At 60.7% G+C, this 26998-nt stretch carries 20 protein-coding genes and 2 pseudogenes; 15 read left to right on the top strand and 7 right to left on the bottom strand.

Annotated elements, in window-relative coordinates; all coding sequences use genetic code 11:
• Together groL and groES are read right to left on the bottom strand one after the other, a co-directional pair.
• Complete coding sequence (groL, locus tag AC0NIL_RS28015) at window positions 1-1665, bottom strand: chaperonin GroEL (protein WP_474048276.1); 1665 nt, start codon at window positions 1663-1665, stop codon at window positions 1-3.
• A gap of 61 nt (window positions 1666-1726) precedes the next feature.
• The gene (groES, locus tag AC0NIL_RS28010; RefSeq protein WP_473468798.1) at window positions 1727-2023 is read right to left on the bottom strand and encodes a co-chaperone GroES; all 297 of its coding nucleotides are present in this window, start codon (window positions 2021-2023) and stop codon (window positions 1727-1729) included.
• Window positions 2024-2922: 899 nt separating this feature from the next.
• Between groES and AC0NIL_RS28005 the strand changes: the two genes are divergently transcribed.
• Window positions 2923-3372, top strand: a complete 450-nt coding sequence (locus tag AC0NIL_RS28005) for a transposase (RefSeq protein ID WP_473574317.1) — start codon at window positions 2923-2925, stop codon at window positions 3370-3372.
• A 511-nt stretch (window positions 3373-3883) separates the two neighbouring features.
• On the opposite strand, the gene AC0NIL_RS28000 is transcribed toward AC0NIL_RS28005, so the two are convergent.
• Together AC0NIL_RS28000 and gmd are read right to left on the bottom strand one after the other, a co-directional pair.
• Entirely contained in the window at window positions 3884-4837 is a 954-nt protein-coding gene (locus tag AC0NIL_RS28000) for a GDP-L-fucose synthase family protein (RefSeq protein ID WP_473574316.1), read from the bottom strand.
• Window positions 4834-5895, bottom strand: coding sequence for a GDP-mannose 4,6-dehydratase (gmd, locus tag AC0NIL_RS27995; protein ID WP_473574315.1), 1062 nt, complete (start codon window positions 5893-5895; stop codon window positions 4834-4836). The genes AC0NIL_RS28000 and gmd overlap by 4 nt, the downstream gene beginning before the upstream one ends.
• Before the next feature lie 898 nt (window positions 5896-6793).
• On the opposite strand from gmd, the gene pdxR reads away from it, so the two are divergent.
• Window positions 6794-8356, top strand: coding sequence for a MocR-like pyridoxine biosynthesis transcription factor PdxR (pdxR, locus tag AC0NIL_RS27990; protein ID WP_473574313.1), 1563 nt, complete (start codon window positions 6794-6796; stop codon window positions 8354-8356).
• Window positions 8357-8571: 215 nt separating this feature from the next.
• Here pdxR and AC0NIL_RS27985 read toward each other — a convergent pair whose 3' ends face one another.
• Window positions 8572-10728, bottom strand: coding sequence for a S46 family peptidase (locus AC0NIL_RS27985; protein WP_473574311.1), 2157 nt, complete (start codon window positions 10726-10728; stop codon window positions 8572-8574).
• Window positions 10729-11138: 410 nt separating this feature from the next.
• Between AC0NIL_RS27985 and AC0NIL_RS27980 the strand changes: the two are divergent.
• The 4 genes and pseudogenes from AC0NIL_RS27980 to AC0NIL_RS27965 form a co-directional block, all read left to right on the top strand.
• Window positions 11139-11428, top strand: a pseudogene (locus AC0NIL_RS27980) (acyl-homoserine-lactone synthase); the annotation flags it as partial.
• Between the two features lie 846 nt (window positions 11429-12274).
• Window positions 12275-13708, top strand: coding sequence for a phosphomannomutase (locus AC0NIL_RS27975; RefSeq protein WP_473574310.1), 1434 nt, complete (start codon window positions 12275-12277; stop codon window positions 13706-13708).
• The gene (locus AC0NIL_RS27970; protein ID WP_473574309.1) at window positions 13708-15123 is read left to right on the top strand and encodes a mannose-1-phosphate guanylyltransferase/mannose-6-phosphate isomerase; all 1416 of its coding nucleotides are present in this window, start codon (window positions 13708-13710) and stop codon (window positions 15121-15123) included. Before AC0NIL_RS27975 ends, AC0NIL_RS27970 begins: the two co-directional genes overlap by 1 nt.
• Before the next feature lie 690 nt (window positions 15124-15813).
• A complete protein-coding gene (locus AC0NIL_RS27965) occupies window positions 15814-16470 on the top strand; it encodes an antitoxin Xre/MbcA/ParS-like domain-containing protein (RefSeq protein WP_473574307.1) in 657 nt (218 codons plus the stop codon).
• Window positions 16471-16524: 54 nt separating this feature from the next.
• Here AC0NIL_RS27965 and AC0NIL_RS27960 read toward each other — a convergent pair.
• Window positions 16525-17246, bottom strand: a pseudogene (locus AC0NIL_RS27960) (IS630 family transposase); the annotation flags it as partial.
• A gap of 417 nt (window positions 17247-17663) precedes the next feature.
• On the opposite strand from AC0NIL_RS27960, the gene AC0NIL_RS27955 reads away from it, so the two are divergent.
• From AC0NIL_RS27955 to AC0NIL_RS27935, 5 genes are all read left to right on the top strand, one after another.
• Window positions 17664-18824 (top strand): porin, encoded by a 1161-nt coding sequence (locus AC0NIL_RS27955; protein WP_473574306.1) that lies wholly within the window; start codon window positions 17664-17666, stop codon window positions 18822-18824.
• 1237 nt (window positions 18825-20061) lie between these two features.
• Entirely contained in the window at window positions 20062-21024 is a 963-nt protein-coding gene (locus AC0NIL_RS27950; RefSeq protein WP_473574203.1) for an ArdC family protein, read from the top strand.
• Complete coding sequence (locus AC0NIL_RS27945) at window positions 21021-21218, top strand: hypothetical protein (protein ID WP_473468825.1); 198 nt, start codon at window positions 21021-21023, stop codon at window positions 21216-21218. Before AC0NIL_RS27950 ends, AC0NIL_RS27945 begins: the two co-directional genes overlap by 4 nt.
• A gap of 59 nt (window positions 21219-21277) precedes the next feature.
• Window positions 21278-21697 carry a DUF2958 domain-containing protein gene (locus tag AC0NIL_RS27940; protein ID WP_473574204.1) on the top strand — a complete coding sequence of 140 codons (420 nt, stop codon included), beginning with the start codon at window positions 21278-21280 and terminating at the stop codon, window positions 21695-21697.
• 78 nt (window positions 21698-21775) lie between these two features.
• Window positions 21776-23506 (top strand): ParB/RepB/Spo0J family partition protein, encoded by a 1731-nt coding sequence (locus AC0NIL_RS27935; RefSeq protein ID WP_473574205.1) that lies wholly within the window; start codon window positions 21776-21778, stop codon window positions 23504-23506.
• Window positions 23507-23585: 79 nt separating this feature from the next.
• Here the strand turns inward: AC0NIL_RS27935 and AC0NIL_RS27930 are convergent, their stop codons facing one another.
• Entirely contained in the window at window positions 23586-23978 is a 393-nt protein-coding gene (locus AC0NIL_RS27930) for a hypothetical protein (RefSeq protein ID WP_473468833.1), read from the bottom strand.
• 995 nt (window positions 23979-24973) lie between these two features.
• On the opposite strand from AC0NIL_RS27930, the gene AC0NIL_RS27925 reads away from it, so the two are divergent.
• The 4 genes from AC0NIL_RS27925 to AC0NIL_RS27910 all read left to right on the top strand — a co-directional run bounded on the left by AC0NIL_RS27925 (window position 24974) and on the right by AC0NIL_RS27910 (window position 26923).
• On the top strand, window positions 24974-25297 hold the full coding sequence (locus AC0NIL_RS27925; RefSeq protein WP_473574206.1) for a DUF736 domain-containing protein: 324 nt from the start codon (window positions 24974-24976) through the stop codon (window positions 25295-25297).
• A 149-nt stretch (window positions 25298-25446) separates the two neighbouring features.
• A complete protein-coding gene (locus AC0NIL_RS27920; protein WP_473574207.1) occupies window positions 25447-25704 on the top strand; it encodes a helix-turn-helix transcriptional regulator in 258 nt (85 codons plus the stop codon).
• Window positions 25704-26252, top strand: a complete 549-nt coding sequence (locus AC0NIL_RS27915) for a S26 family signal peptidase (RefSeq protein ID WP_473574208.1) — start codon at window positions 25704-25706, stop codon at window positions 26250-26252. Before AC0NIL_RS27920 ends, AC0NIL_RS27915 begins: the two co-directional genes overlap by 1 nt.
• The gene (locus AC0NIL_RS27910) at window positions 26240-26923 is read left to right on the top strand and encodes a lytic transglycosylase domain-containing protein (RefSeq protein ID WP_473574209.1); all 684 of its coding nucleotides are present in this window, start codon (window positions 26240-26242) and stop codon (window positions 26921-26923) included. Before AC0NIL_RS27915 ends, AC0NIL_RS27910 begins: the two co-directional genes overlap by 13 nt.
• Window positions 26924-26998 lie beyond the last annotated feature (75 nt).

Genomic DNA, 26998 nt, shown 5'->3' with positions numbered 1-26998 from the left:
TTAGAAATCCATGCCGCCCATGCCACCCATGCCACCCATGCCGCCGCCGCCCATGCCGCCAGGCATGCCGCCGCCAGCCGACTCCTTCTTCGGAGCCTCCGCGATCATGGCTTCGGTGGTGACGAGCAGGCCGGCGACCGAGGCCGCGTCCTGGAGAGCGGTACGAACGACCTTGACCGGATCGACGATACCCATGGCGATCATGTCGCCATATTCGCCGGTCTGGGCGTTGTAGCCGAAGGTCAAGCCCTTGTTCTCAAGGATCTTGCCGGCAACGATCGATGCTTCCGCACCGGCGTTGGCCGCGATCTGGCGGGCCGGAGCCTGCAGCGCACGACGAACGATGTTGATGCCGGCGGCCTGGTCGGCGTTGACGCCGGTGGCCTTGATGTTGGCCGAAGCGCGCAGCAGCGCGACGCCACCACCAGCAACGATGCCTTCTTCGACGGCCGCGCGGGTCGCGTTGAGGGCGTCATCGACGCGGTCCTTCTTTTCCTTGACTTCGACTTCCGTCGCACCGCCGACGCGGATCACCGCAACGCCGCCGGCGAGCTTCGCCAGACGTTCCTGCAGCTTCTCCTTGTCGTAGTCCGAAGTGGTCTCTTCGATCTGCTGCTTGATCTGGGCAACGCGGCCCTGGATCTCGGCCTTCTTGCCGGCGCCGTCGACGATGGTGGTGTTCTCCTTGGAGATCGACACCTTCTTGGCGCGGCCGAGCATGTTCAGGCCGACGTTCTCGAGCTTGATGCCGAGGTCTTCCGAGATGACCTGGCCACCGGTGAGGATGGCGATGTCTTCCAGCATGGCCTTGCGGCGATCACCGAAGCCCGGCGCCTTGACGGCGGCGATCTTCAGGCCGCCACGCAGCTTGTTGACGACCAGCGTGGCCAGAGCCTCGCCTTCGACGTCTTCCGAGATGATGAGCAGCGGCTTCGAGGTCTGCACGACGGCTTCGAGAACCGGCAGCATGGCCTGGAGGTTGGACAGCTTCTTCTCGTGCAGGAGGATGTAGACGTCCTCGAGCTCGGCAACCATCTTGTCGGCGTTGGTGACGAAGTAGGGCGAGAGATAGCCGCGGTCGAACTGCATGCCTTCGACGACTTCGAGTTCGGTCTCGGCGGTCTTGGCTTCCTCGACCGTGATGACGCCTTCATTGCCGACCTTCTGCATCGCTTCGGCGATCATGGCACCAACCGACTCGTCCCCATTGCCGGCGATGGTGCCGACCTGGGCGACTTCCTCGGAGGTCTTGATCTTCTTGGCAGCCTCGCCGAGCGCCGCGACGACTTCGGTGACGGCCAGATCGATGCCGCGCTTCAGGTCCATCGGGTTCATGCCGGCGGCAACGGCCTTGTGGCCTTCCTGGACGATCGACTGTGCCAGAACGGTTGCGGTCGTGGTGCCGTCGCCGGCGATGTCGTTCGTCTTCGAAGCAACTTCACGGACCATCTGCGCGCCCATGTTCTCGAACTTGTCTTCAAGCTCGATTTCCTTGGCGACGGTGACGCCGTCCTTGGTGATGCGCGGGGCGCCGAACGACTTGTCGATGACGACGTTGCGGCCCTTGGGACCGAGCGTGACCTTCACCGCGTCGGCGAGGATATTGACGCCGCGCAGCATGCGCTCGCGGGCATCACGGGAGAATTTTACGTCTTTGGCAGCCATTTTTAGCTCCTGGCAGGGGCTTTGATCGAGCCCGGGAATTCAGTTGAGAAAAGGCCTGATATCAGCCGATAATGCCCATGATGTCGGATTCCTTCATGATCAGAAGGTCCTCGCCATTGAGCTTGACTTCCGTGCCCGACCACTTGCCGAACAAGATGCGGTCGCCGTCCTTGACGTCCAGCGGGACCAGCTTGCCAGCTTCGTCACGAGCGCCGGAGCCGACGGCGATGATCTCGCCTTCCTGCGGCTTTTCCTTTGCTGTGTCCGGGATGATGATCCCGCCAGCGGTCTTGGATTCGGATTCGACCCGGCGAACGACCACGCGGTCATGCAGCGGTCGGAAGTTCGACTTTGCCATTTTTGGATGTCCCTGGTGTGGATGGTTGAACAGTTCTCCGTAGCCGGAGCGTCGTTAGCACTCTACTCCGGCGAGTGCTAACGACGCACAAATAGGCCTTGGATTATTTTTGGTCAAGACTGGAGGAGGGGGCATTCGGGCACGCCGCTAAGCCTGCGACCTGCGAATCTGGCTTGTAAGCGATTGCCCGTTCATAGTGCAAGTTCGCCGGCACTGGACATACTCTCAGGCGCTGGATCAATTATCCTACAGGCTATCATTGCCGTCCCCTTCAGTAGGTTAAGCCGGTCGATCGTTCTGCCGCCGGTGCGACCAGAGCTTCAAAATTCATGCCAAGCGGGCGAAAAGAGTGACGGCATTTGTTCTCCCTTCGGAATCGGTCAAACGAGATCACGCCCCCTGCATCATCGTGTCGCGGAGTCTACAAAGCTGACACGAGGTTGGTCGACATGCATCATTTGGAAGAATGCCGCGAGATCCTCGCGGCCAACGACTTCTGCCGCGTAAAGCAGTGCGCAAGCGACTGCGCCAGTGCTTTTTTAAAGGTGTGGGCTCATTGCCAGGTGCGACTTGCTCCCGCATTGCCTTATCCCATATAGCTCGGCGCGACACAGGAGTCGCCAGAGCTTCAATCCATCAGCCGCGGCTCTCTTGCCCATTCATTTAACAAGGAAGAGATTATGAGGCGGCAGACTCGACCGTTCATAGTGGAGGTCAAACACAAACGCAGTCATCCGCGACGAGGTGGTGCCATCTGGGCCGATGTCGATCTCTCCGCAGCTATGGCCGAGACGACAACGGAGATTGAACAGACCGAGCGGCCGATGGCTGGGTGTATTGACTCCACTCCGTCACCCCCTGATGCTGAACCTATGCACAGTCCACGAGCGGAGCATCTTATGCCAGAACCGTCGCACGCCAAGTCAGAAGCCGGAACCGAACCGCCAGCCAACAAGAAAAGCCCAAAATCGCATAATAAGGTAAAGGCGCAGCCCAGGAAGGGTACACCGGAGAATGGATCCAGTGCGGCGCCCCGGCCGGAGAAAGTGCCAGCAGCGATAGTGCGAAGGGGCCGCAAGATCTACTCTGACGAGGAACGGACCCAGAAACTGACCCAAATCGAGATGTTGATCAGCGGCGGCGCCACTGGGAGAAGCGCTGTAAAGCAGGCTGGGATATCGGAGCAGACCTACTATCTCTGGAAGAAGGTCACGAATCCTTCAGCAGATGGTGACAATCCGCAGGGTCTGGTCGAACTTGAGGAAGAAAACAGGCGGCTGAAGAACCTGCTGGCCGAACGCCTGCGCAAGGAGAACTTGGAACTTAAAAGGAAACTTGGACTGCAATAGCACTCTAGCGTCGCAATCCGGCGTTTGATCGTCCCTGGAATTCCGGCCCTTTTCAAGCACCTTCACCATCGGCCTGAAATGACTGCTCCCGGCTTCGATGACACGGCACGTGAGCAGCGGAAACAGATCAGTGTGACGGACCCGAGGCGGTCTCTTAAGGGGTTAGACCGACGGTCGGCGACAGCCGGGATCTGAACGTCATGAACAGCCATGCGCGGAATTTGCTCACGAAACCGGTAAATCTCCAGAGCAAGGCAGCCGCCGTTCGTCGAAAGTGGCGACCACCGGATGTTTTAGCCCGAGCGGTGCCCCGGAATGCAGCCGGCATCAAGATGAGCCTTCGAAACGCAGCATCCCGCCGACGCTGTCTTTGTCGTCGGCATTGCTCCATTTTACCTTGAAAGAGTCTGGCCCTCGGCGATCTCATCATCCAGCTCACAATTTCCTCCTGCCTAGAGAGAGTGTGTGCTTCTCAAGGAGGCCGACTGGCAAATTCGCGGTGCGGCCGTGATCATGGCGAGACTGCTTGAACAGCAACTGCATTTTCGTAGCTGCCGATCATCTGACGCAGACCGTCGCGGAGTTGGATCTTCGGTTTCCATCCAAGTGCCGTCAGGCGGCTAGAGTCCATGAGCTTCCGCGGCGTGCCGTCCGGTTTAGACCTATCGAAGTCAAACTCGCCGCGCCATCCAGCCAATTCCGCCACCAGCTGGTGTAAGCCGAGTATGGATATCTCCTGCCCGCTGCCGACATTGATCGGCCCGGCTTGGTCGTAGCGCTCCATGAGAAAGACGAGAGCGTCAGCAAGATCGTCGACATGCATGACTTCGCGCAACGGCGACCCGCTGCCCCATATGGTGACCCGATTCGACCCGCCGTTCCGCGCCTCTATGATCTTTCGGACCGTCGCAGGCAACACATGGCTCGAAAGCGGGTCGAAATTGTCGTTGGCCCCATACAGGTTTGTCGCCATGATCGAAATGAAGCTGCGCCCGAACTGGTGACGGTAAGCGTCGCACAGCATCACTCCGGCGATCTTGGCGATCGCGTGCCACTGGTTGGTCGGCTCCAGCGGCGCGCTCAACAGTGAGCTTTCTTGGATTGGCTGTTCTGCGAACTTCGGGTAGATGCACGACGAACCAAGCATCATGAACTTTTCGACGTCGGCCTCGAACGCGGCCGCGATCGTAGAGAGTTCGATTGCGAGATTGTCCTGGAGGAAATCAACGGGACGTTCATTGTTGGCCAGGATTCCCCCGATCTTGGCCGCCGCCATGAAAACCAGGTCGGGACGTTGTGCCCGGGTCCATCTGGCCGTCGCCGCGCGATCGGTCAGGTCGAGATCTCTCCGGTCCGCAGTCAGAATCTCTACACCGGGCACTTCGTCCAGCCGACGCACCAGAGCCGATCCGACCATGCCGCGATGGCCGGGGATCCAGATGCGTTTGCCTTGCAGCGAAATCATGACAATGTGATCCCGTAGGCGCGGCAATCGGCCTCTACCATTTCCGAGACGAGCTTGTCGAAACTGGTCGTTGGCTTCCACCCGAGCTTGGTCGCCGCTCTGGAGGCGTCGCCGATCAGCAGGTCAACCTCGGTCGGGCGGAAATAGCGTCGGTCCACACGAATCAGCGCCTTGTTACTCCTGCGCTCGCGGCCCACCTCGTCCACGCCTTCACCTTCCCAGACGATCTCCTTCTCGACGCGCTTGAAGGCAGCCTCGACAAAGCTGCGCACCGAATGCGTCTCGCCGGTCGCGAGCACAAAATCGTCAGGCTCATGGTGCTGCAGGATACGCCACATGCCCTCGACATAGTCGCGCGCCGAGCCCCAATCGCGTTTTGCCTCTAGGTTTCCAACGTAGAGGCAGTCCTGCTTGCCGGCTAAGATTGCAGCCACCGCACGTGTCACCTTACGGGTGATGAAAGTTTCGCCGCGCGTCGGTCCTTCGTGATTGAACAGGATGCCGTTGCTGGCGAATAGCCCGTATGCCTCACGGTAGTTCACGGTTATCCAGTAGGCGTAGAGCTTCGCCACAGCATAGGGCGAGCGCGGGTAAAACGGCGTCGTCTCCCGCTGCGGGGCATCCTGGACCAGACCGAACAGTTCGGAAGAGGACGCCTGGTAAAACCGCGCCTTGTCCGCAAGGCGCAGGATTCTGATAGCTTCCAGCAGCCGCAGCGTGCCAAGACCATCAGCGTTGGCCGTATATTCGGGCGTCTCGAAAGAGACTTGGACGTGGCTTTGCGCAGCGAGATTGTAGATTTCGTCGGGCTGGGTTTCCTGCAGGAGGCGGATCAGGTTGGTCCCATCCGTCATATCCCCGTAATGCAGCACCATGTCGGGATGGTCCTCATGAGGATCCTGATAAAGATGATCGATGCGTTGAGTGTTCCCGATCAGCGAGGCTCGCCGCTTCAGGCCATGCACCATGTAGCCTTTCGACAGCAGCAACTCGGCAAGAAGCGCGCCATCCTGGCCCGTGATGCCTGTGATAAATGCCGTTCGCCGGGGTAAACTCATTTGTTGTGTCCGTGGATGAAACTGTCGAACAGAGAACGGCAAGCTGCCGCAGCCGCCCGGTAGGCGCGCTCCTGGGAGCGCTGCCTGCCGCGTGCTCTTTTCATGTCCTCTAAACGTCGTGAAATCGATTGTTTCAATGCATCGCATCCAAGCGATGTATGTCGTTTCGCGTCGCTCGGCGGCAAACGCGCATCCAACGCAGCTCCAATAGCACAGTACGATCCGCGTGTCGGTGTTTTTGCAGTCCCGAGGATGCCCCCCTGGGACCATTGCTGCGACGTTGATGTAGTTCCGTCAGCGATTGGACAACGACCCCCGCGCCGTGTTCGAGCGGACGCGAACCGGGCGAGGCGAGGGTGCTATCACCATCGCGCTGCGCGTGGGCTCGCTCGGAGTTTAGCTATATCGACATTGCGGCTCAACGGGCTCACTGGCGTGAAGAAGAGTAGGCGGCGCCGTCCATGATGGCGGTCGAGATTGGCAGGATCGGACATCGAGCGAAACGACCTTAATCCCGAACCGCGGGACGGCCTGTCCGCTATTTCTGACGCGACCACCCAATCCAGCTTCGGAATCCTTGCAGATTAGCCACACCCTTTTCCAAGAATCTCGGTGGTTGGCGCGCATAGACTCTCCCGCCCAAGGCGGCGGCCTCACGTATCGAAACGCTTTCGAAGCGTTAGATCGAGTCAGCAAGATGGTCGGCGAACGGAGCCAGCCGGATCTGACCGTGTGAACGGCGCTGGTGACGAAGGCGAAAACGGCCTCGTCGGCAGGCCTCGCCGGCTGTCAGAATTGGAACGGCTGGCCATCCTGGCGTGAACCTGCGGACGTCTCTTGGCTTTTGCAAAGGGTGGCTGCAAACTGTCTTGTGGAATGTCCAGTTGGCAGAAATCGAATGACCCACTCTCCAACTCCCGGTCCGTCTTCTGCCCGCCATCATGGCTTGGGCGCCCGCGAGATTTACGAAGCACTTCGCGAGCAGATACTCACAGGCGTTTACGGCACTGGTAGTCAACTCCCGTCGTCCCGTGGTCTCGCTAATGAACTTGGCGTCTCCCGAACCACCGTTACCGTGGCCTACGAGCAATTGGCCGCAGAAGGTTTCATCGAGGTCCGCCAAGGTGCGCGACCTCGTGTCGTATTCTCACTTATCGCAAATGGGCTAACCGTCAATCGTCCAAGGCCAATCACCTTGGTCCGGTTGTCCGCCTATGGAGAACGGTTGCGGCCCACACCGCCGTGGCTCGGTCATCCGCCGAACGCGCTGAAGATCGATTTTCGATATGGGGACTTAGCGCCCTTGGACTTTCCGACATCGATTTGGAAACGCGCGATGAACAACGCCATGGCGCAGCGGCCGGCCCGGCTCGCTTATCAGCATCCGCGCGGTTCGCGTCGGCTGCGTCAAGCACTTCAGAGTTATCTGTGGCGGGCTCGTATGGTGCGCTGCGAACCCGACCAGATTATCGTCGTCAATGGCTCACAACAAGGTCTCGATCTCTGTGCCCGCCTGCTGCTCGACCCGAGCGACAGCTTCGTCATCGAAGAGCCTTGCTACAGGATGGCGCGCCAGGTGTTTGCCAGCACAGGTGCCATGCCCGTGCCAGTCGGGGTTGACGAGCACGGCATGCGGACCGAGCGATTGGCCGGCCTGGCTGGACGGCTGGCTTACGTGACTCCCTCGCACCAGTTTCCGCTCGGCGGTGTCATGCCAATCGCGCGCCGGCATCAGCTTCTGCAATGGGCGCGCAACGAGAGCGCCTACATCATTGAAGACGACTACGACAGCGAATATCGCTACGATATCAGTCCTGTTCCCCCGCTGCACAGCCTCGGAGATCATGAGTCCGTAATCTATCTTGGCACGATCTCCAAGACCCTCTCGCCGATGCTAAGAATCGGGTATCTCGTTGTTCCGCGGGAATTACAGAAGGTTTTCGAAACAGCCAAGCAGTTTGCCGATCGGCATTCTCCGGTGGCGGAGCAGGAGGCGCTCGCCTCTTTGATTGAGAACGGCAGCTACGAAAGCCATGTGCGCCGGGTGCGCCGGCTCAATGGCGAGCGCCGGCACGCACTGCTGAGCTGCCTGAAGCAGCGCTTCGGCGATCACATCGCCATTGAAGGGGCGGAAGCTGGACTGCATCTCGTCGTTTGGTTCAAAGAATTCTCGAGATCAGTCGAAGCGGTGCTGGTCGAAACGGCTCGTCGCGCCGGGCTGGGGCTGTACCCGATCTCGCCGCTATATTGCCTAACCCCGGGGCCGTCTCACCATGTGGGGCTTGTGATGGGCTATTCCGCATTGAGCATCCGGCAGATCGAGACGGGTGTGGAGATGCTGCAGGAAGTGATCGCAAAGCTGGCAAACACCACCAGGAACGCAGCAGCTAAGACAGAAATATCGACCGGTGGGCAAATTGGTGAGAGCGATACATCTGAGGCGGCTCGTGATGGTCGGTAGCAATACTCGCCACGCGCAGGATCTGCCTGACGTTCATGGGGAGGGTGGGCTTGCGCAATCTCCACTCACGCCCGCTGCCGGCGCAGAGGCTAATTTCGCAACGCGACCGGCGCGGCGCAGGCCGTCCGGAACTCCGCACCTGAACGTCTGGTGTCGTGAACCATCGCGCGTCGATCTGGAGCATGAACGATTGCTGTGACGGCCGGACTACCCGCTTAGGAGCGCGCCGGCCGCACTCCCATTTCCTTGAGCAGCCGCCCGGCGCCGTCGATCTTGTCCATGGTCCAGAGCATGAAGCGACTGTCGACATGAATGCTGCGATTGCGGTCTGCGGCATATGCCCAATCTGAGGTCACTCCCTCGAGCGTGCCATCGAAGGCGAGACCGACCAACTCGCCGCGCCCATTCAGCGTGGCCGAGCCGCTGTTGCCGCTGGTAATATCGGCGGTGGACAGGAAGTTGACCGGCAACGTGCCCAGCGCCGGCGCGACATAGGGTCCATAATCCCTGGCTCGGATCGCGGCGATTGCCGCATCTGGGGCATCGAACTCACCCTTGCCGGTTTCTTTAACCAGAAGCCCCTCGGCCGTGGTGAAAGGCATCCAGATCTGCCCGTCGCGTGTTCGCCCCGCCACCTTGCCCCAGGTGATGCGCAGCGAGCCATTCGCGTCGGGATAGATCGGCCGACCGGTTGCCTTCCGATAGGCAAGCAGACCCTGCATATAGGTCGCGCGCGCCGCCTGCGCGCGGCCGGCGCGGTCCTTCGCCGCGCGCTCCGCAGATATGTCGCCGGGATAGAGCGCCACCGCCAGCTTGATGAAAGGATCGTCCGACGCCTCCAACGCAGCAGCGGGCTTGTCAAGCCAGCCGAGCCGCGTTGCCGTGTCTGCGAGTTTGGTGTCTGCATAAACTCGCTCAAGGCCAATTTGGCCCAAAGCGCTTTCGAAAGCAGTGTCGCGATCCTTTGCGTCCAGCCGGCGATATTCATCGAGCGCGGCCTCGAACAACTTGCGATCGATGTCGGGCAGATAACCGCGTTCAATCTGTGTCAACTGATCCGAGATTTGCTTGCGGTCACGATCCTGAAAGCCGCTTTCACGGTCTTCATCCGGCTTCTCGTGCTCCTTTGTCCAGCGATAGAGAGTGCGTGCCGATGACAGTAGTTGCGCGCGATTGAGCAACGCCTGGCGCACCCTCGCCAGCAAGACCCGGCCATTCTCGCCCACCATCGCGTCCAGTTCGCGGATTGCTGCGTCAAAGCGCGTCTGCCGCACGGGATACTCAGCGACCCAGGCGCGAAAAGCTTTCTCCTCGGCAGCCTTGCGCGCGTCAAGGCCGGTCGCGTCGGCACTGGCAAGATCGCCAGCCAGCTTCTTCTCGAAGTTTTCAATCGCATTGCGCAGCGATGCGTAGCGGATCTCCGCTTCGCGATTGCCTGTTACGGCATGGTCGATCTGGGCGGAATAATCCGACAGCAAACGTTGAGACAGCGGTTCGAGTTGCGCGAAGTTGAACCGGACCTCTTCTGCGGTGAGGAACCGTTGGGTTGCACCGGGAAAGCCGGCGACCATCACGAAATCGCCTTCTTGGACGCCTTCGCGGGCTATGGGCAGCCAACTCTTCGGTCGGTAAGGCACATTTTCGCGCGCATAGGGCCGGGAGGAACCATCAGGAGCGACATAGGCGCGATAGAACCCGAAATCGCCTGTGTGGCGCGGCCACATCCAATTGTCCGTTTGGCCGCCGAAGTTGCCGATGCCGAGCGCGGGCGCGTAGACGAGGCGCACGTCCTGAATTTCTAGCTTCTGCTGGAGGTAGTAGAAGGCGCCGCCATAATAGGGCCTCACATCGCAGCGGCGATCGGGCTGTTCTTCACATAGAGCAATTAGCGCCATGCGGTTCGTGTCGAGCTGCTCATGGCGATCAAAGCCGCTCAGCGTGTCCGAGACGCCCCTAAGCATGTCGGCCGTCACATCCCTTATATTTTCGACCACATAAATGCGACTGGCGGGCGTCGCAGGCAATTCGTCAACCAGGCTCTTCGCCAGAAAGCCGTTTGTTAGATAGTCCTGGCCCTTCTTGCTGTTGTACTGGATGGAAGGCAACACGCAGTGATGATTGGTCGCGACCAACCCTTGTGGGCTCACAAAGGAGGCGGAGCATCCGCCTAGCGATACAATTGCATTAAGCGGGGCAGCGTCCAGTCGGCTCAGCTGCGCGGGATCGATCTCGACGCCATCGGCGCGCATTGCCGCGCCCACTTCCGCAGTCTGGCCCGGCATCCACATGCCTTCATTCGCCGATGCAGCGCTGGCCGTACAGAGCAAGGTGATTGCACTCACCCGAGCAACCATCTCCATTTCGCAGTTCATACCTGTGTCTCTCCCATTTCTGTCTATTGTCGTCGGCCGCACTGGATCGATGAGCTATCGGGCTGGGCGGCGTCGCCTGCGGCCGCGCGCTGCCACTGGTCAAGATTGAGTGGACGGTCAACGCAAAATCTGGATGACGCTGCCCTCTCATCGGAACGGCTCCCTGCAACTTTGCGCAATCCGCTGCACTAATCGTGCCGAAGGATTAAAGTGTTCAAAAGCTGCGTGGATAAGCTGCGTAAACTGACTTCTGTGTCCGACTTCCGACTTTTGGTTGCAGACCCGACATCGTGCCCTCGCTAGCCATGAAACCCCCTAACGGATGGCTGTCGCCTGGTAAGCTCCAGCGGTGTCGCGCGACGACGAGGGTCGCGAGGAGTGGCCGGACTTCCCTGAATCCGCTCGAAGCGGCGGGTGGGCTGGCCCAAGCAACTTACGAGCTCTTCGCCGGCATGATCGAGTTCGGATTGACCAGCAAGCTCACCGGGATAGTGACGGTGACTGATACCTGCGTGGAACGAATCCTTCGCCTCGCGACGTGGCCGTTGTCGCGCATCGGGCAACCGAAGCCCGTCGGCAAAACGGAAGCGGTGGCCGGCTATCTGGAGATTTCTCAGGCCTTTTGCGCATCCGCCGGAGGGGACGTCTGAACGGACCGGTATTGTGGAAACCGGTTCTCGGCCGATCACGGTATCAGTGAGCGACTCTCGTCTGGCCGGGCCCAGCGCGGGATCGCGCATTGTTAACCTGGCCGGCGCGGAAGCTTGCGACATGCCAGTTTACCGCCCGCATCGCTCGTCTGCAAATGCATGCCCGATGAATGCGCTGGCGTTGCGCAAAGCCTGTCCGAGTGTCGCACAATGTTCAGAACAACATGTTTGCCAGGCCAAGCGCCAGGACATCCGCGACACGCTGCGGTCGGCTGGGGTTTCGGGTCATCCCGTTGATTCATGACGACGCCTTCGCCCGCTGCGGCCCCGGCGTTGCTCACCGGCCACTAATCCGAGAGCTTCGCCGAGTGCGGGGCGTCACTCGCACAGAGGACGATCCGCTGCTTTGGATTTCGCCGCGCGCCATCTCTGTGGACAGGCGAAACTGATCACGACGCCCGTTCGGTGATTTTTCCGACTGCCGCAGCTTGGGGATGAGACCAAGAATTTTGCCTCACCCTGCATCGGCCGTTCCCCGCCATCATGCCGCGCTTCCATGGAGAACTTGCCTCTGATTGCAAATCCCAGAGGCAAGTTTCCTTGCAAGTCCGATCGTCGAAGCTGATCAAAGTAGGGTTTCTGCTTGGGCTGAGCGCCACAGGTGACGCGCTATCAGCAGCTCTCTCGCCGACTTTGATGAAACCTAAAAAACCAAAGGCTGTACCGGGATAGGACCAGCTTTTTGGAGAGCATCCGTGCAATGGATGCGTCCCATCCAAACAACCAACTTTACCGCCCTTTCATGACGCTGCATAGCGAACTACCGGCAGGCACCCGGTCGATCAACTCCACTGCCTTGATCATCAGATGAGCGCGTCATTTTCCAATACGAAATCATGAAATTCGGGTCAAGCGGCGTCCGAGGTTTGGCTTCGGAACTGATCGGCAAAGCCAGCGGACTTTATACTGAAGGTTTTGCTGTGCGTTTGGCTTCGAGCCGGGTTCACCGGAATAATTTGGTCTTCATAGGCCGCGATCTACGTGACAGCAGTCAGGCGATAGTGAACAATTGCACGGCGGCATTGGCCGCAAATGGCTTCCGGCCGGTCGATTGCGGCACCATACCTACGCCTGCCCTGGCACTATATGCACGCAGATACGGCGCGGCGGCTCTCATGGTCACAGGGTCGCACATTCCAGCCGATCGCAACGGCATCAAATTCTATGGTCCGAATGGTGAAATCACCAAGGCGGATGAGGCCGCGATTACGCGCTTTGTAGCCGAAAGGTCAAATCTGTATTGCTTGCCACCGGCTCCTCTGGGAACGGCATCGCCTATGCGGCACGAACAGGCGATCGCCGTCTATCGAGATCGCGCCAAGGACGTGCTGGAGCCGGGCTCACTTGCGGGAATGAGACTTGGTGTCTACCAGCACAGTTCCGTCGCGGCGGAGCTGTTGGTAGAGGTTCTTCAGTCGCTCGGTGCCAGAGTGGTCGCAGTCGGGAAAACCGAAACTTTCGTACCTCTCGATACGGAAGCCGTGGACGCAACAACTTCTGCAAAACTAAAGCAGTGGGTCCGTGAATTCGGTCTCGACGCCATCGTGTCGACCGATGCGGACGCCGATCGGCCTCTTATCGCCGACGAGAGAGGCGATCTGTTTCGGGGCGACCTGATTGGGCTCGCCACGGGTCTGTTTTTGAAAGCAGATACCGTCGTGACGCCAGTGACCTCCAACTCGGGCATTTCGAACGCTTTCGGTTTGCAGGTCCTCAGGACGAAGGTCGGGTCTCCGTTTGTAATTGAAGCCATGCAAGCGGCACAGCGTGCCGGCAGCATCGTTGTTGGTTTTGAGGCCAATGGTGGTGTTCTGCTAGGGTCGGACTGCGTACTGAACGGAAAGACATTGGCCGCACTGCCGACGCGGGATTCATTCCTCCCGATCCTGGCCGTCCTCAGCACCATGGCGTCGACAAGAATGAAGCTGTCGCGACTGCGCCGGTTGTGGAACCTTCCTGTGTGCGCGAGTGGCCGCCTGCAAAACTTCCCCACGAAACGTTCGCGCAGATTGATGGATCGCCTGGCGAGCCGGGCCACGTTACAGCGCTTTCTTGCCCCCTTCGGGACGGTTGCTGAAGTGGACCAAACCGACGGCCTGAGAACCCAGCTGCTTACCGGTGAGATCGTGCATCTGCGGCCTTCCGCCAACGCCCCGGAACTGCGTTGCTACTCCGAGGCTCGGAATGAAAGAAGGGCCACAGCGATCGTCGCCCTGACGCTGAAACGGGCGCACGCTTTCGCGCTCACCGACGAAATAGAGGTCGTTTGATGAAAGTGGTACCGGTCATCATAAGCGGCGGGGCTGGCTCTCGGCTATGGCCTGCTTCAAGGCAATCGCACCCCAAACCTTTCCTCAAAATGGCGGATGGACATTCGCTCATCCAGCATACCGTGTTGCGAGCTGCCGCGATGCGGGACGTCGTTGAGTTTATTACCGTGGCGTCCTCGGCGCACATCTTCCTCATGAAAGACGATTTGGAGGAGCTGGATTCCGTCGTTTTGCCACGCACCTTCCTGCTTGAGCCAGAGGGTCGGGACACCGCTGCCGCAGTCGCAGCGGCAACCATCCATGCAGAGGCGACACAAGGTCCCGATGCGATCTTATGCATCTTTCCTGCCGACCACATTATTGGTGATGTTCCGGCATTTCAAAACGTCATGAGCCGGGCCATCGAACACGCCCACCAGGGGCGCATCGCAACGCTGGGGATAACGCCCGACAGGCCGGAAACGGCGTTTGGCTATATCGAGGCCGTAGGTGGGGAAGTCGTGCGGTTTGTCGAGAAACCGGACGTCGAGACTGCCAAATCCTATCTCGCCTCCACACGTTTCTTTTGGAACGCCGGCATCTTCTGCTTCAAGGCGCAGGTCATGCTCGACGAAATGGCCCTGCATTGCCCGCAGGTGCTCGATGCGGTTCTCCGCAGCTATGAGAACGCCGCAATCATTGACGGCGAGCGCTCTGCCAGCATCGAACTCTCATCAGAGCATTTCGCCCAGGCGCCACGTATTTCGCTCGACCATGCCGTAATGGAAAAAACCCACAATCTCGCTGTGGTCCCCAGCGAAATGGGGTGGAACGATATTGGATCATGGAGTGCCATGGCCGAACTGATCCCAGCGGATGCGAGCGGCAACAGGATACGCGGCGATGTTCACGTGGTGGACACCGTCGGCAGTTTCATAAGCTCGGACAAGCGAGTCATCGGCACCGTCGGCATCAGTGACCTTGTGATTGTGGATTGCCCCGACGCATTGCTTGTTGCATCCCGAGATCGCGTTCAGGACGTCAAGAAGCTCTTCGAAGGACTAAAGGCCGCGGGACACAAGGCGCATCTGCTCCATAACACGGTGCACCGGCCTTGGGGTACCTACACGGTTCTGGAGGAAAGCGAGCGGTTCAAGATCAAGCGCATCGAGGTAAAACCAGGCGGGCGCTTGAGCTTGCAGATGCACTACCACCGTTCCGAGCACTGGGTCGTGGTCAGCGGTCTTGCCAAGATCGTCAACGGCGATCAGGAATTGTTCCTGACCACCAATCAATCGACCTACATCCCCTGCGGCCACAAACACCGGCTTGAGAATCCCGGCAGCATCAGCCTCGTGATCATTGAGGTGCAGAGCGGCGATTACCTCGGCGAAGATGACATAGTGCGGCTTGAGGACGTATATGGCCGAACGTGACAGTCCAACGTCACAGGTCGTAATCAAGTCAAGCTAATGCCGTCCCAGGTTTAAGCGAGAAAGTTGATCACTGGCATCACCGGTAAAGATGCGCCGATTTGGCCGAATGCTGGTCGAAAGGCTATTCAGTGCATGGCCTGGCTGTGAGGCGGTCCATTCGGACCCCGCCCGAGGACACCGGAGTGACCAAGCTTCAGCACCGCAGGTCCGAGGACAACCTCCCGAAATCTCGCATCCAGCCGACTTTCGACGGAGGCTTATAGGTTGCGTTGCGCCGTAAGAGACAGCTTGCGAGCATCCATGCAATGGATGCGTTCCATCCAGACAACCAAGTTTACCGACCTGTGATGATGCTGCATAGCAACTACCGCCAGCCACCGGTCAATTAACCCACTGCCTTGATCATCAGATGAGCGTGCCCTTGCAAGCCCGAATCATGAAATTGGGGTCAAGCGGCGTTCGAGGTTTGGCTTCGGAATTGCTCGGCAAAGCCAGCGGACTTGATGGGGGGCAAAGGTGGTCGTCAATCGACATTCTTCTCCATCCTGTTGAAGCGGCACAACCTAAAGCCGCCAGATGCCTGCTAGGGCGCGATCATATGAAAGGACGCAACACATCGCCGCCCTCGAAACTCTTATGTTCAACGCTTTTTCGGCCGGTTGCTGAGGGGCTGCTATTAGGAAACCATATATGTCCGGAGCGGATGATCCTGCGCATGAACGGCGCCAGAGCAGGCTTTCAAGCTTTATCATGAGGGAGGTGCAGCGCATTCTCGCCGAATGCGATGAGGCGAGGCAGCGCCAGAAGGCCGCTGTTCCGCCTTTGGGTTCTGCTCCCGACGACTCCACCGCCGTGGCCACCGAGGTGCTTGGCAGGCTCGAGGCCGAAGCAGCGCAACGGCTAGACACTCAGGCGCTCGAGATCGATTCGCGACCCCGGCCAGCCGATCATCCGCTCGGGCATCCGGTTCTGAAAGAGTTTCCAAGAGAAGGGGCGCCGATTGCTGAGTGGGCCGGTCCGGTTGCGGGCTCAACTTATCTCGAGAGACATTTTGGAATACCGCGGTCAACGCTGCATTGGTGGCAGCGGCACAACGATGTGATTGCCTTTCGCAAAGGCTCCCGCAAGCATGTATTTCCCCTGGCTCAGTTCATCGACGGCAGGCCTGTGCCCGGCATCCGGGAGGTCCTTTCCTCGATCTCCGACCCCAGGTTGGCTTGGCTGTGGCTGATCAGTCCCTCGCCTCTTCTCAAGGGGCGCGTCCCTATCGAATTGCTCAGGGCAGGGATGAACACGGAAGCTGTTGCATCGGCCGCCGATGCTATTTCCCTGATTGGGTCTGGCTGACGGTCGTCAGACGTGCGTGGCTCTTTGCGTGCCTCAAACACTTAGAGCGTCCTGTTAAATCCGGTGATAAACTGCGGCTTTGAAGTAGTTGCACATTCGGCTGGCGTGCAGCGGTCGACGACCGCGTCGGCCGCGTCCCACAGAGAGCCTGATGGTTCTCGGCCTTTGCTCGCAGCAGCGCCTTGAGTTTGGCGAAGGCGTTCTCAATCGGGTGAGTCGGGACTGTAAGGCGCAGGTAAAGCAGGCTCGCGCCTGCGGCCTCGAGAGCGTCGCGCATGCCGGCGGTCTTGTGGCGGGCAGGTTGTTCATGACCACTACGTCGCCCTCCGACAATGTCGGGACCAACACCTGCTCGACATAGGCCCGGAACACGTTGCCGTTCCTGGCGCTGTCGTAGACGAAGGGCGCAGTCATGCCCGTCAGCCGCAGCTCCGGTGAAGGTGGTGGTCTTCCAGTGGCCATGCGGCACGCCGGCCCGGCAGCACTCGCCGCGCGGCGCTCTTCCACGCCGGCGGGCCATCTTTGTGGAGAGGCCGTCTCATCGATGAACGCGAGCTTGGCCGGATCGAGGTCGAGCTGGCCGTCGAACCAGTCCCGGCGCCGCTTCAGGATGTTGGAGAGATCCTGCTCCAGCGCGTGCGCGGACTTTTTTTGAACGTCCAGCCGTGGCGGCGAAGGCAGGCGCTCAACGCGCTGCGGCTGATGCGCACCGACTACTCGGCGGCGAGCCGCTCCACCATCTCGTTCAGCGTGACGTCCTTGCGCTCCTCGGTCGGCCAGACGAGGTAGGCTTCAGCCGCGACGAAGATCCACGCTCAATCCTTATCCCATCGTCAACCTCCATCGAAGTGGACGTTGAATCAGCACAAAACGCGGCCGTCACTTCGCAATCGATTCATCGATCACAGGGTGTGTTCTATAGGGGCTCCAAATGGCCAATGTACAATTGTCCCGTTTGTGCAAATGTATAGTTGTACAATTGTGCAAGTAATATCGAAAATAGTGATAAAAATACAACTTTGATTCTATATGCAGATGATCAACGTAATTCTGCCTTGCGCTATCTCGTCCGGTGAATAGTTTCCGAACCGGAAAGGATGCTTCGCGACTCGCATCCTTTTCGACCGTGACGATAGGGAGCGATTCGTCCGTCGGCGACCTCGCTCTTTTCAAATCATTCAAGGAGATCAACTATGAACATCAAGAGCCTTCTTCTCGGCTCCGCTGCGGCCCTGATCGCAGTTTCCGGTGCGCGCGCCGCCGATGTCGCCGTCGGCGAGCCGGAAACCGCTGAACACGTCAAGATCTGCGACCTTTACGGCTCGGGCTACTTCTATATTCCCGGCACCGAAACCTGCCTTCGCATCGGCGGCTACGTCCGCTATGACATCGGCGCTGGCGATGTCGGCTCGTTCGACGGTGCTCGCAGCAACGATGTGCAGGACGGCAAAAACCAGGGAACCTGGTACAAGGATGCCCGCTTCGCGCTGAAAACCTGGACCGGTCAGGAAACGGAGCTCGGCACGTTGAAGACCTACACCGAGACCCGCTTCAACTTCGGCAACAGCACCGTTAATCCTCTTGTTGGCTCAAACGACGCGCACAACAAGGACGTCTCGCTCAACTTCGCATGGATCCAGCTTGGCGGTCTGCGCGTCGGTAAGGACGAATCGGCCTTCGATACGTTCATTGGCTACGCCGGCAACGTCATCCAGGATACGCTGGTTCCCTACGGCGACTTCGACACCAACGTCGTCCAGTACTACTTCGACGCCGGCAATGGGTTCTCGGCCGTGGTCTCGCTCGAAGAAGGCTCAGGCGCGAAGGGCACCATCGACAGCTATGTGCCGCACGTCGTCGGCGGCGTGAAGTACACGCAGGGCTGGGGCGCCATCAGCGGCGTCATCGCTTACGACAGCAACTATGAAGAACTCGCAGGCAAGGTCCGCCTGGACGTCGATGTAAGCGAGGCCGTTTCGCTATTCGTGATGGGCGGCTATGGCACGGATGACAACCTGTCGGATCCGACCTTCGCGATCCCGGGCCGCGGTCGCGGCATTTACAAACAGTGGGGCGGCAGCTGGGCGGTCTGGGGCGGCGGCACCTACAAGTTCAACGAGAAGACCTCATTGAATGCCCAGGTTTCCTACGATGAGTGGAAGAACCTCGGTGTTGCGGCGAATATCGCTTACGCTATCGTTCCCGGCTTCACGATCACGACCGAAGTCGATTACCTGCATGCAGGCCGCTTCGACCAGTTCGGTGCTGCTTCTCCTGCTGCGGCCTTGGACTGGACCGCTGCTGACAAGAAAAACAGCGTTGGCGGTGTTGTTCGGTTCCAGCGCTCATTCTAAGAATTGAACGGTTCGTACCCCGCGTTCGAAGCGGATGAGTGCGAGCCTTCAAGTCGGTTGCCGGCGCATTGCTTGATTACGGACCTCCATCCGGGCATTTCGTCGGCGAGAAGGGGTGCCCTGTTCCCGGGCGCCCCTTTTAAGCGCATTTCGTCAGGCTAGCGCAGGCGAGATAAATCCAAGGTAATTGTGAGGCGGATCGCTCTCTTGATGCCGGGACGGGCATGATCCGCAAACGGTGCTGGCGACCGTTCCCGTTGAAAGCAAAGATGGCGAGCTGGCACCCGGCCATCCATTCCCGGTCGGCAAGAGGTTACGGACGGCGGGACGAGCGCTTGCGCAGGTGATGTTGACGACCAGCGGCCGTCCAACTGAATCGATCGCATGTGGGACTAAGGCGGAACAAATTTTGACGGCGTGCATCCTCTTGTTTCTCCTGCGGAGAGGTGACCGACTGTTTTCGATGATGCCGTGCACCGGCCCTTGCATGGCCCGCTCGTGGCCCAGCACCAGCTGGAACAGCAGACGCCGCCAACTTGCAGAACCAGCCCTACACCGTCTCTCAGGCGCCGAATGGATCGGCAGCATCCGCCAGCGCAACCTGATGGAACAAGGTAGCGCACCACGTTGATCACCTCGCGGAGATCAACCTCGCGCGGACGGCTCGAAAGTGCCCGGCTTGGGCATATTGGCGCGATCTGTTCCCGCTCCTCTTCCGTCAGATCGGACCGGTGGGCTTGGTTTGCCTGACGATCTTGGCCATTACGCAACATTCAGTGTCAATCCGTGCGAGCTCATAAGACCGCCGTGCAACGGGGATTAGTGCTCAACCTCAGTCAAGAAAACCAGCCAGCTGCTATTATGGGGTGCCCGCGCGCCTGAAGGGGCGCGCGCCGGGTGCTCGTGAACCGAGCCCGCTTTTCTTCGGCAAGCCTCAGGCGGTCTCGGCCATTCGGCTTCGCCCCCTGGCTCGGGCAGCCTGGCGGCTGCTGATGGTCGCCGGCCGATTGCCCGGCGTGGTCTGTCTGTTGGCCATCCCCCGGTGGCGCGCGGTGGGCGGCTCTCCCTTCTAGGCCCGCCGCGGCATCCCGCAACCCTTCGCTGCCGCTCAGGGTCCTCCTCTTCGTTCCGGTCCTTCGGATGCGGTCTGCCTTCGGCGGCGGGCCTTTCCGGTCGTTTTCGCCGCCCACCCTGCTTCCGGGGGACGGCGCGGAATTGAAGAGCGGAGGACCAAACGATGCGTGCAAGCAACAAGCGTTCCGCCATCGGGCAGGCTGGCGCAGGCAAAGGCGAGCGCACGGGCGCCAGCCTCTATCAGGAAATCACCGACCGCATCATCGCCGAGCTGGAGCGCGGCACCGTTCCATGGGTCAAGCCCTGGGGCAGGGCAAAGGCCGGCCTCGGCCTGCCCAGGAATGCGGCCACCGCACGCCGCTATTCCGGCATCAACATCCTTATCCTTTGGGGCGCGGTCATCGAGCGCAGCTATGCCAGCCAGAACTGGCTGACCTTCCGGCAGGCGCTGGCCCTTGGCGGCAATGTCAGGAAGGGCGAGCGCGGCACGACCATCGTTCACGCCGACCGCTTTGTTCCGAAGGACGAAAAGGAACGCGCCAAGGCCGATGGCGACGAACCGCAGGCCGTGCCCTTTTTGAAGCGCTTCACCGTCTTCAATGTCGCGCAATGCGACAACCTGCCGGACCATCTCCATGCCGCCGCCGAGCCGCTGCCGCAGCGTCAGATCGTCCCGCAGGCCGAAAGCCTTATTCGTGCAAGCGGCGCGGATGTCCGCATCGGCGGCGATCGCGCTTTCTATATGCCGGGCAGCGACTTCATTCAGGTGCCGCCGCAGCCGGCCTTCTTTCAGCAGATCGACTACTACCGCACCTGCTTTCACGAGCTTGGCCACTGGACCGGCCACCCGGCGCGGCTTGCGCGCGACCTCTCCGGCTGTTTCGGCACCAAGACATATGCGCGCGAGGAACTGGTCGCAGAAATCTGCGCCGCCTTCGTCTGCAGCTCTCTCGCCATCGAGCCGACCGTGCGCCATGCCGATTACATCGGCTCATGGCTGACCGTGCTGCGCGAGGACAACCGCGCCATTTTCCGCGCCGCAAGCCTTGCCTCCAAAGCCGCCGATTTCCTGCTCGGCCCTAACGCGGATGCTGAAATCTCGAACCGTGAGGAGATCGCGGCGTGAACGCGCGCGATCCCCACGCGCTGCCGACCGAGGCGACGCCGGAAGGCGAGCAGACGCTCATTCCCGGTCTCCGGCCTGTCACCACGCGCGACCGGCTTTGCCCTCTCACGGACGCGCCTTTGCGGCGCAAGGCGCAAAAGCCACTCGATATCGGCCTGTTTGATGGTGAGGCGGATCAGAGAAAGATCCAGTGAATCTTTCCCCCGCCGAACGCCCGCAACCAGTTCGACCTGTTCTGACAAGGAGTTTTGCCATGATCCTCATCACCGACGACCTTCGCGCCCGGCTGCTCGCCAACGGCGCGGCCGAAACAGAAACCGACCATCACCCGGTCGTCAAACTGTTCGATCCGACCGGACCCGCGACCTGGCTCTTGAGCGAGCTCGACGCCGACGGCGACACGCTGTTCGGCCTGTGCGACCTCGGCCTCGGATTCCCTGAACTGGGAAGCGTCAGCCTTGCCGAGCTTGAAAGTGTCAAGGGGCGGCTTGGCCTCGGCATCGAGCGCGACCGCTATTTCAAGGCCGAGTTTCCGCTCTCCGTCTATGCCGAAGCCGCTCGGCTGTCCTGCCACATCACCGAGGATGAGCGGCTGCTGCGCGAGGCGGCAGAAGCACTTGCCAAATCTGATTCCGAGCTTCCGCCGGATACGGCGGAACAGACGCGCCGCTAGGCGCGAAAACCGTCCCGCCGCGCCGGCCTTGTGGCCTTTGCGACGGGAGAACCTCAACCAAACCGAAGGAGACCAACCATGCAGCTTGCCCACATCCCGCTTGATAGGCTCAACATTTCCCCCGCCAACATGCGGCACGCAAAACGCGCGCCGGACCTGTCGGACATCCTGCCGTCGGTGCGCGCGCGCGGCGTCCTTGTGCCGCTACTGGTGCGGCCCAACGGCTCGCCGGAAACGTTCGAGATCGTCGCCGGACGGCGACGCTATTTCGCCGCGAAGACCGTCGCCGACGAACGCGGCGAGGCCGAGCCCTTGCCCTGCGCCATCATGGAAGACGGCGACGACGCCGATGCGCTCGAAGCCTCGCTGATCGAAAACATCGCTCGCCTCGATCCCGACGAAGTCTCGCAATGGGAGACGTTCTCGCGGCTGATCAGGGAAGGTCGCTCGATTGCCGACATCGCCGCCACCTTCGGCATCACCGAACTGATGGTGAAGCGCTCGCTGGCGCTTGGTGACTTGTTGCCCAAGATCCGCGAAGCCTATCGCCGCGAGGAGATCGACGCCGAGACGGCGCGCTATCTCACCATGGCTTCGAAAACGCAGCAGAAGGACTGGCTGGCGCTTTATGCCGATCCCGAGCAATACGCGCCGCGCGGCTACCAGCTGAAGCAATGGCTGTTCGGCGGCCAGTCGATCTCCACCAAGGTGGCGCTGTTCGCCATCGAGGACTATCCCGGCCTGATCGTCTCCGATCTGTTCGGCGAGGAGAGCTATTTCGCCGATGCCGACCTGTTCTGGCTGAAGCAGAACGAGGCGATTTCCGCCAGGCGCGACGCCTATATCGAGGCCGGCTGGAGCGGCGTGACCGTACTCGAACCCGGCCAGCATTTCCGTTCATGGGACCATGAGAAGACGCCCAGCAAGAAGGGCGGCAAGGTCGTCATCACCGTGTCGCATCGCGGCGAGGTCGAGTGTCACGAAGGCTGGCTGTCGCGCAAGGAAGCCCGTCGCGCCCGCGATCAAAGCCAGGGTAGCGAGCAGGACGAAGCGCCCGCCAAGTCATCCCGCCCCGAACTCAGCGGCCCGATGCAGAACTATGTCGATCTGCACCGTCATGCCGCCGTGCGCTTGCGCCTGCTCGACCATCCGGCAGCAGCACTTCGCCTGATGGTGGCGCACGCGATTGCCGGCTCGGGGTTATGGCAGGTGCGCTGCGAGCCGCAGCGCACCGCCAACGAGACGATCGCCGCCAGCCTTGCAGCCTGCAAGGCCGAGGCCGCATTCGCCGAAAAGCGGCGCGCGGCTCTCGCGCTGCTCGGGCAACCGGACGAGGAGGCCACGGTGGTCGGCCGCCATGGTGACGGCTATGACACGGCACATGTCTTTGCCCGTCTGCTGACGCTATCCGACGACGATGTCATGCGCGTCCTCACCATCGTCATGGCCGAGACGCTCGAAGCCGGCAACGCCGTCGTCGAGGCGCTTGGGCATCATCTGCATGTCGACCTCGCCGCTTGCTGGCAACCGGACGACGCCTTCTTCGACCTATTGCGCGACAAGGAAATTGCCAATTCCATGCTCGCCGAGCTCGGCGGCAAGCATGTCGCGGACGGCAATGTCGCCGAGAAGGTGAAGACGCAAAAGAAGATCATCCGCGACTTCCTTGCCGGCGAGAACGGCCGCGAGAAGGTGGAAAGCTGGCTGCCGCGCTGGATGAAATTCCCCGTCGAAAGCTACACGGCGCGTGATGGCTTCCGAACGGCCGATCAATGGGCCAAGGTGCGGACGCTTTTCGCCGGCCAATAGCACTATGACCGAGTGGCGGCACTTCCAGTGCCGCCACTCGGGCATTGCTTTGGTGGGCGTCGTGGCGAAGACCAGCTAATCATTCGCAGCCATCGGCAGTGATCCTTTTCTCACGTGATCGGGCGGTGGCGAAAGGATCCGTCATCGATGTGTTGTTGACCTCTTCCAATCCCTTTGACGTCCGCCGTTGAATCAGGATGAGGGGTAATGCGGTGCATTTTTCCTTCGAATAGCTGCAAATGCCCAAGGCCCTGACAACCAAATCTGCCTGGACGTTTTGTTCGGCCGCGATGATGCCGTTTGCGAAGATCGGATCAGTGGCGTCGACCGCAATGTCAGCTCGCGCCTCGGTCGCCAGCGACGTTGCCGCCATCAGTGCCGCCGTCAATGCGGTCGTTAGGAGATGCTTGCCAATACTGGGCAGGGAGCGGCGGTGCACCGAGGTTCTGGTGCAAAGATCATGGGATGTCATTTGAACGGCTTCCTCTCTGTCTGGCAGCTTCAGTTGGCATTCTCCTCCTCCTGACGGTGTGCCATTCCCAACCGGCTGGAGAAGAGTCTGGGCATGGATCTGCGGCACGGGCATCGCAGCCCCTCTCGGGATGGCGGCAGCTCCAGTCGACGGCGTTTTTACCCGCTTCAGGCGCCGCTTTGTTTTTGAGACTCCGTTTCGGAGCCGCACAGTGGCCACTCCAACAAACCGTCTCACCCTTGTAGTGGCGCCCTTGTGCCTTGGACACGAGCGCGAGCTGGCAAACGCGAAAGCATCGCGCTTGTCGATCTTTATTCCGTCCGTCTCGCTGAGCGATGACGACCCTCAACCGCAACGAACGTGCCAGCTCACCTGATTGGCGAAAACCGCACCTCGACGACCTGCGCCGGCCGAGAATGGCGTGACACGGATGGCAATTTGCAGACACGATTGTCGCCGCTCAGCGCCGCCCGTGTCGGGCTATACCCGTGCGCTGAACAGGCGGTCGGGCTTTTCGGCGGTCGGCGAGGCACATTTCCGTGCCTTCCGGCAATGATCGCGCGGACTCCGATATTACATTCTTCATGTTGCAACAGCCCCGCGGGCGGGCCGGGTTTGCCAGGTCTGGCGCCATGCTCACAGGGTACGATGCCAAACCCGGGATCATGCGGATTGCGCGCGGGAAGCCGCCTGCATTTGGAGCTTGGGGCCGTGCTGGCGCTCGCGTACCCTGTCTCCATTCCTGTGCGAGCACCATTCCCTGCGGCTGGCTTGTCGACCTATGGGCGTTCCGGCCCGCCCGAAACCCTCGGCCAGCAGCTTTTTTCCCCGCCGCCTGCGGCGGCTCCTCGCGCCCGCTTCGCTCCAAAAAACCTGCGCGCTCGGGTCCTCCGCTGCCGCTGCGGCCCTGTCGGGTTCGAGCGGGCCGGACGCGCCCATCACGGTCCGCCATCGCAGGGGAATGGTCCCCGGCGACAGCAAAAGGAGACACAGAAATGACCGCGATCGGATACGTCACCAAGCAGGACAACGGCGGCTTCAAGGGCCAGCTCAAGACGCTCAGCGTCCGCGCCGACATCGACATCGTACCCAACCAGGCCAAGAGCGCCGACAATCACCCCGACTTCCGGTTGCTGACGCAGGGCGTCGAAGTGGGCGCCGGCTGGATCCGCATCGGCGAGGCATCCGGCAAGGATTATGTGAGCCTGTCGATCGCCGCCCCCGAGTTCGGACCCCGCAAGCTCTACGCCAATCTCGGCCGCGCCGCCGGCCAGGATGACGATGACACCTACGCCATCATCTGGAACCCGGCTGACTGACGAGCGGACCTCGAACCCCGCGCCGTGACAGGCGCGGGGTCATCTCACAAGAGCGGCGAAAACTCGCCCCCGACTCTTCGCCCGTCCCCAAGGCGACCTGCTTCGCCGATCCTCTCCAGGAGGCTTCCATCGGCGAAACGAGGACCATCATGGACGACGAAAACGAACGCGCGGCCCGCGCCAAGAAGGGCAGCCCGTTTCTTAACACCGCGCAAGCTGCCTTCTACATCGGGCTCTCTCAGCGGACGCTGGAAAAGATGCGGCTCAAGGGCGGCGGCCCGAAATTCCGCAAGCACGGCCGCTATGTTCGCTATCACATCGACGAGCTCGACGCGTGGTCCAAAGGCCGTCCCCAGGACAGGACCTCTGAGGCCGGTTCCCCGCCGGCCGATGCGGGAGGCCGCTGATGAGGACGCGCCCTCCCATCCGTCTGATCGGCTCCGGACTGCGGCGCCTTCGGGCACGCAAAACCATCGCCGTTGCCGCGATCGGCATTGCTCTGATCGGTTTTGCCGGCCACCTCAAACCAGCGCCACGGTTGGTGTGGAATGCCTCGGCGAGTGCTCCCATCGGTCTTTATCGCGTCGCTGCGGGCGCGCCTTCGCGTGGCGAGCTCGTGCTCGTCCGCACGCCTGACTACGTGGCGTATCTCGCCGCCGAACGCGGCTATCTGCCGCGCAACATTCCGCTGGTGAAGCGGTTTGCCGCGCTGCCGACCGAGCACGTCTGCGCCTTTAATGACGCCATCATCATCGGCGGGGAGATCGTCGCGCGCCGGCTCAACACCGACACCCTGGGCCGGCCTTTGCCATGGTGGAACGGCTGCCGAGCGCTTGACCGCAACGAGGTGTTCCTGCTCGGCAGCGAGAGCAATCGCTCTTTCGACAGCCGCTATTTCGGGCCGGTGCCGGCCGCAAATGTTGTGGGGAGGCTCGTGCCGCTATGGACCGAGTGACCCTTCTGCTGTTCGGCATGATCGCTGTCGCGCCATGCGCCTGCTCCGTCTCGACCGGTGCTGAGCCGGCCGCCATCTCCCTAAACCCGCGGCTGCAAAAATGGCACCCCTTCATAACGGAAGCAAGCACACGATTCCATATTCCCCGACCGTGGATCTATGCCGTCATTGATGCCGAAAGCAGCGGCAGGACCATGCTCGAGGACCGCCTGATCACCTCGCGCGCCGGCGCCATGGGCCTCATGCAGGTGATGCCCGGTACCTATCAGGAGATGCGCATCGCGTATGGTCTCGGCCCAAATCCGCACGACCCGCGCGACAACATTCTGGCCGGCACCGCCTATCTCAAAGCCATGTATGACCGCTTCGGATTTCCTGGCCTGTTTGCCGCCTACAATGCCGGCCCAGAGCGCTATGAGGCGCATTTGAGGCGCGGCAAGCCGCTGCCGAAAGAAACCATCGACTACCTCCACCAGCTCAGGGCGGCGGGTGTTTCCTCCATCGACATGAAGGAATTCAGGGGCAAATCTGTCGCTCCAATCAGACAGAACGCGCCCTCGGGGCGCTCGCTGTTCTTCCTCAAAAATGGTGTTCGCGCAGGCGCCGGAAGCGCCGATCTGTTCGCACCGCTTGGCAAGAATGGCACGCGGCCGAAGAAGCCGGATGGCTAGGGATCGGGCGGGCGGGGGCGCGTCCGAAGGGGTAGGGCGCGTAAGGCAAGATAAAGGCACCGCCTCCAAGAAGCG

This window comes from Mesorhizobium sp. WSM1343, assembly GCF_055901535.1.
The sequence above is the reverse complement of the archived record's forward strand: the minus strand, read 5'-3'. Positions and strand labels throughout refer to the sequence as shown.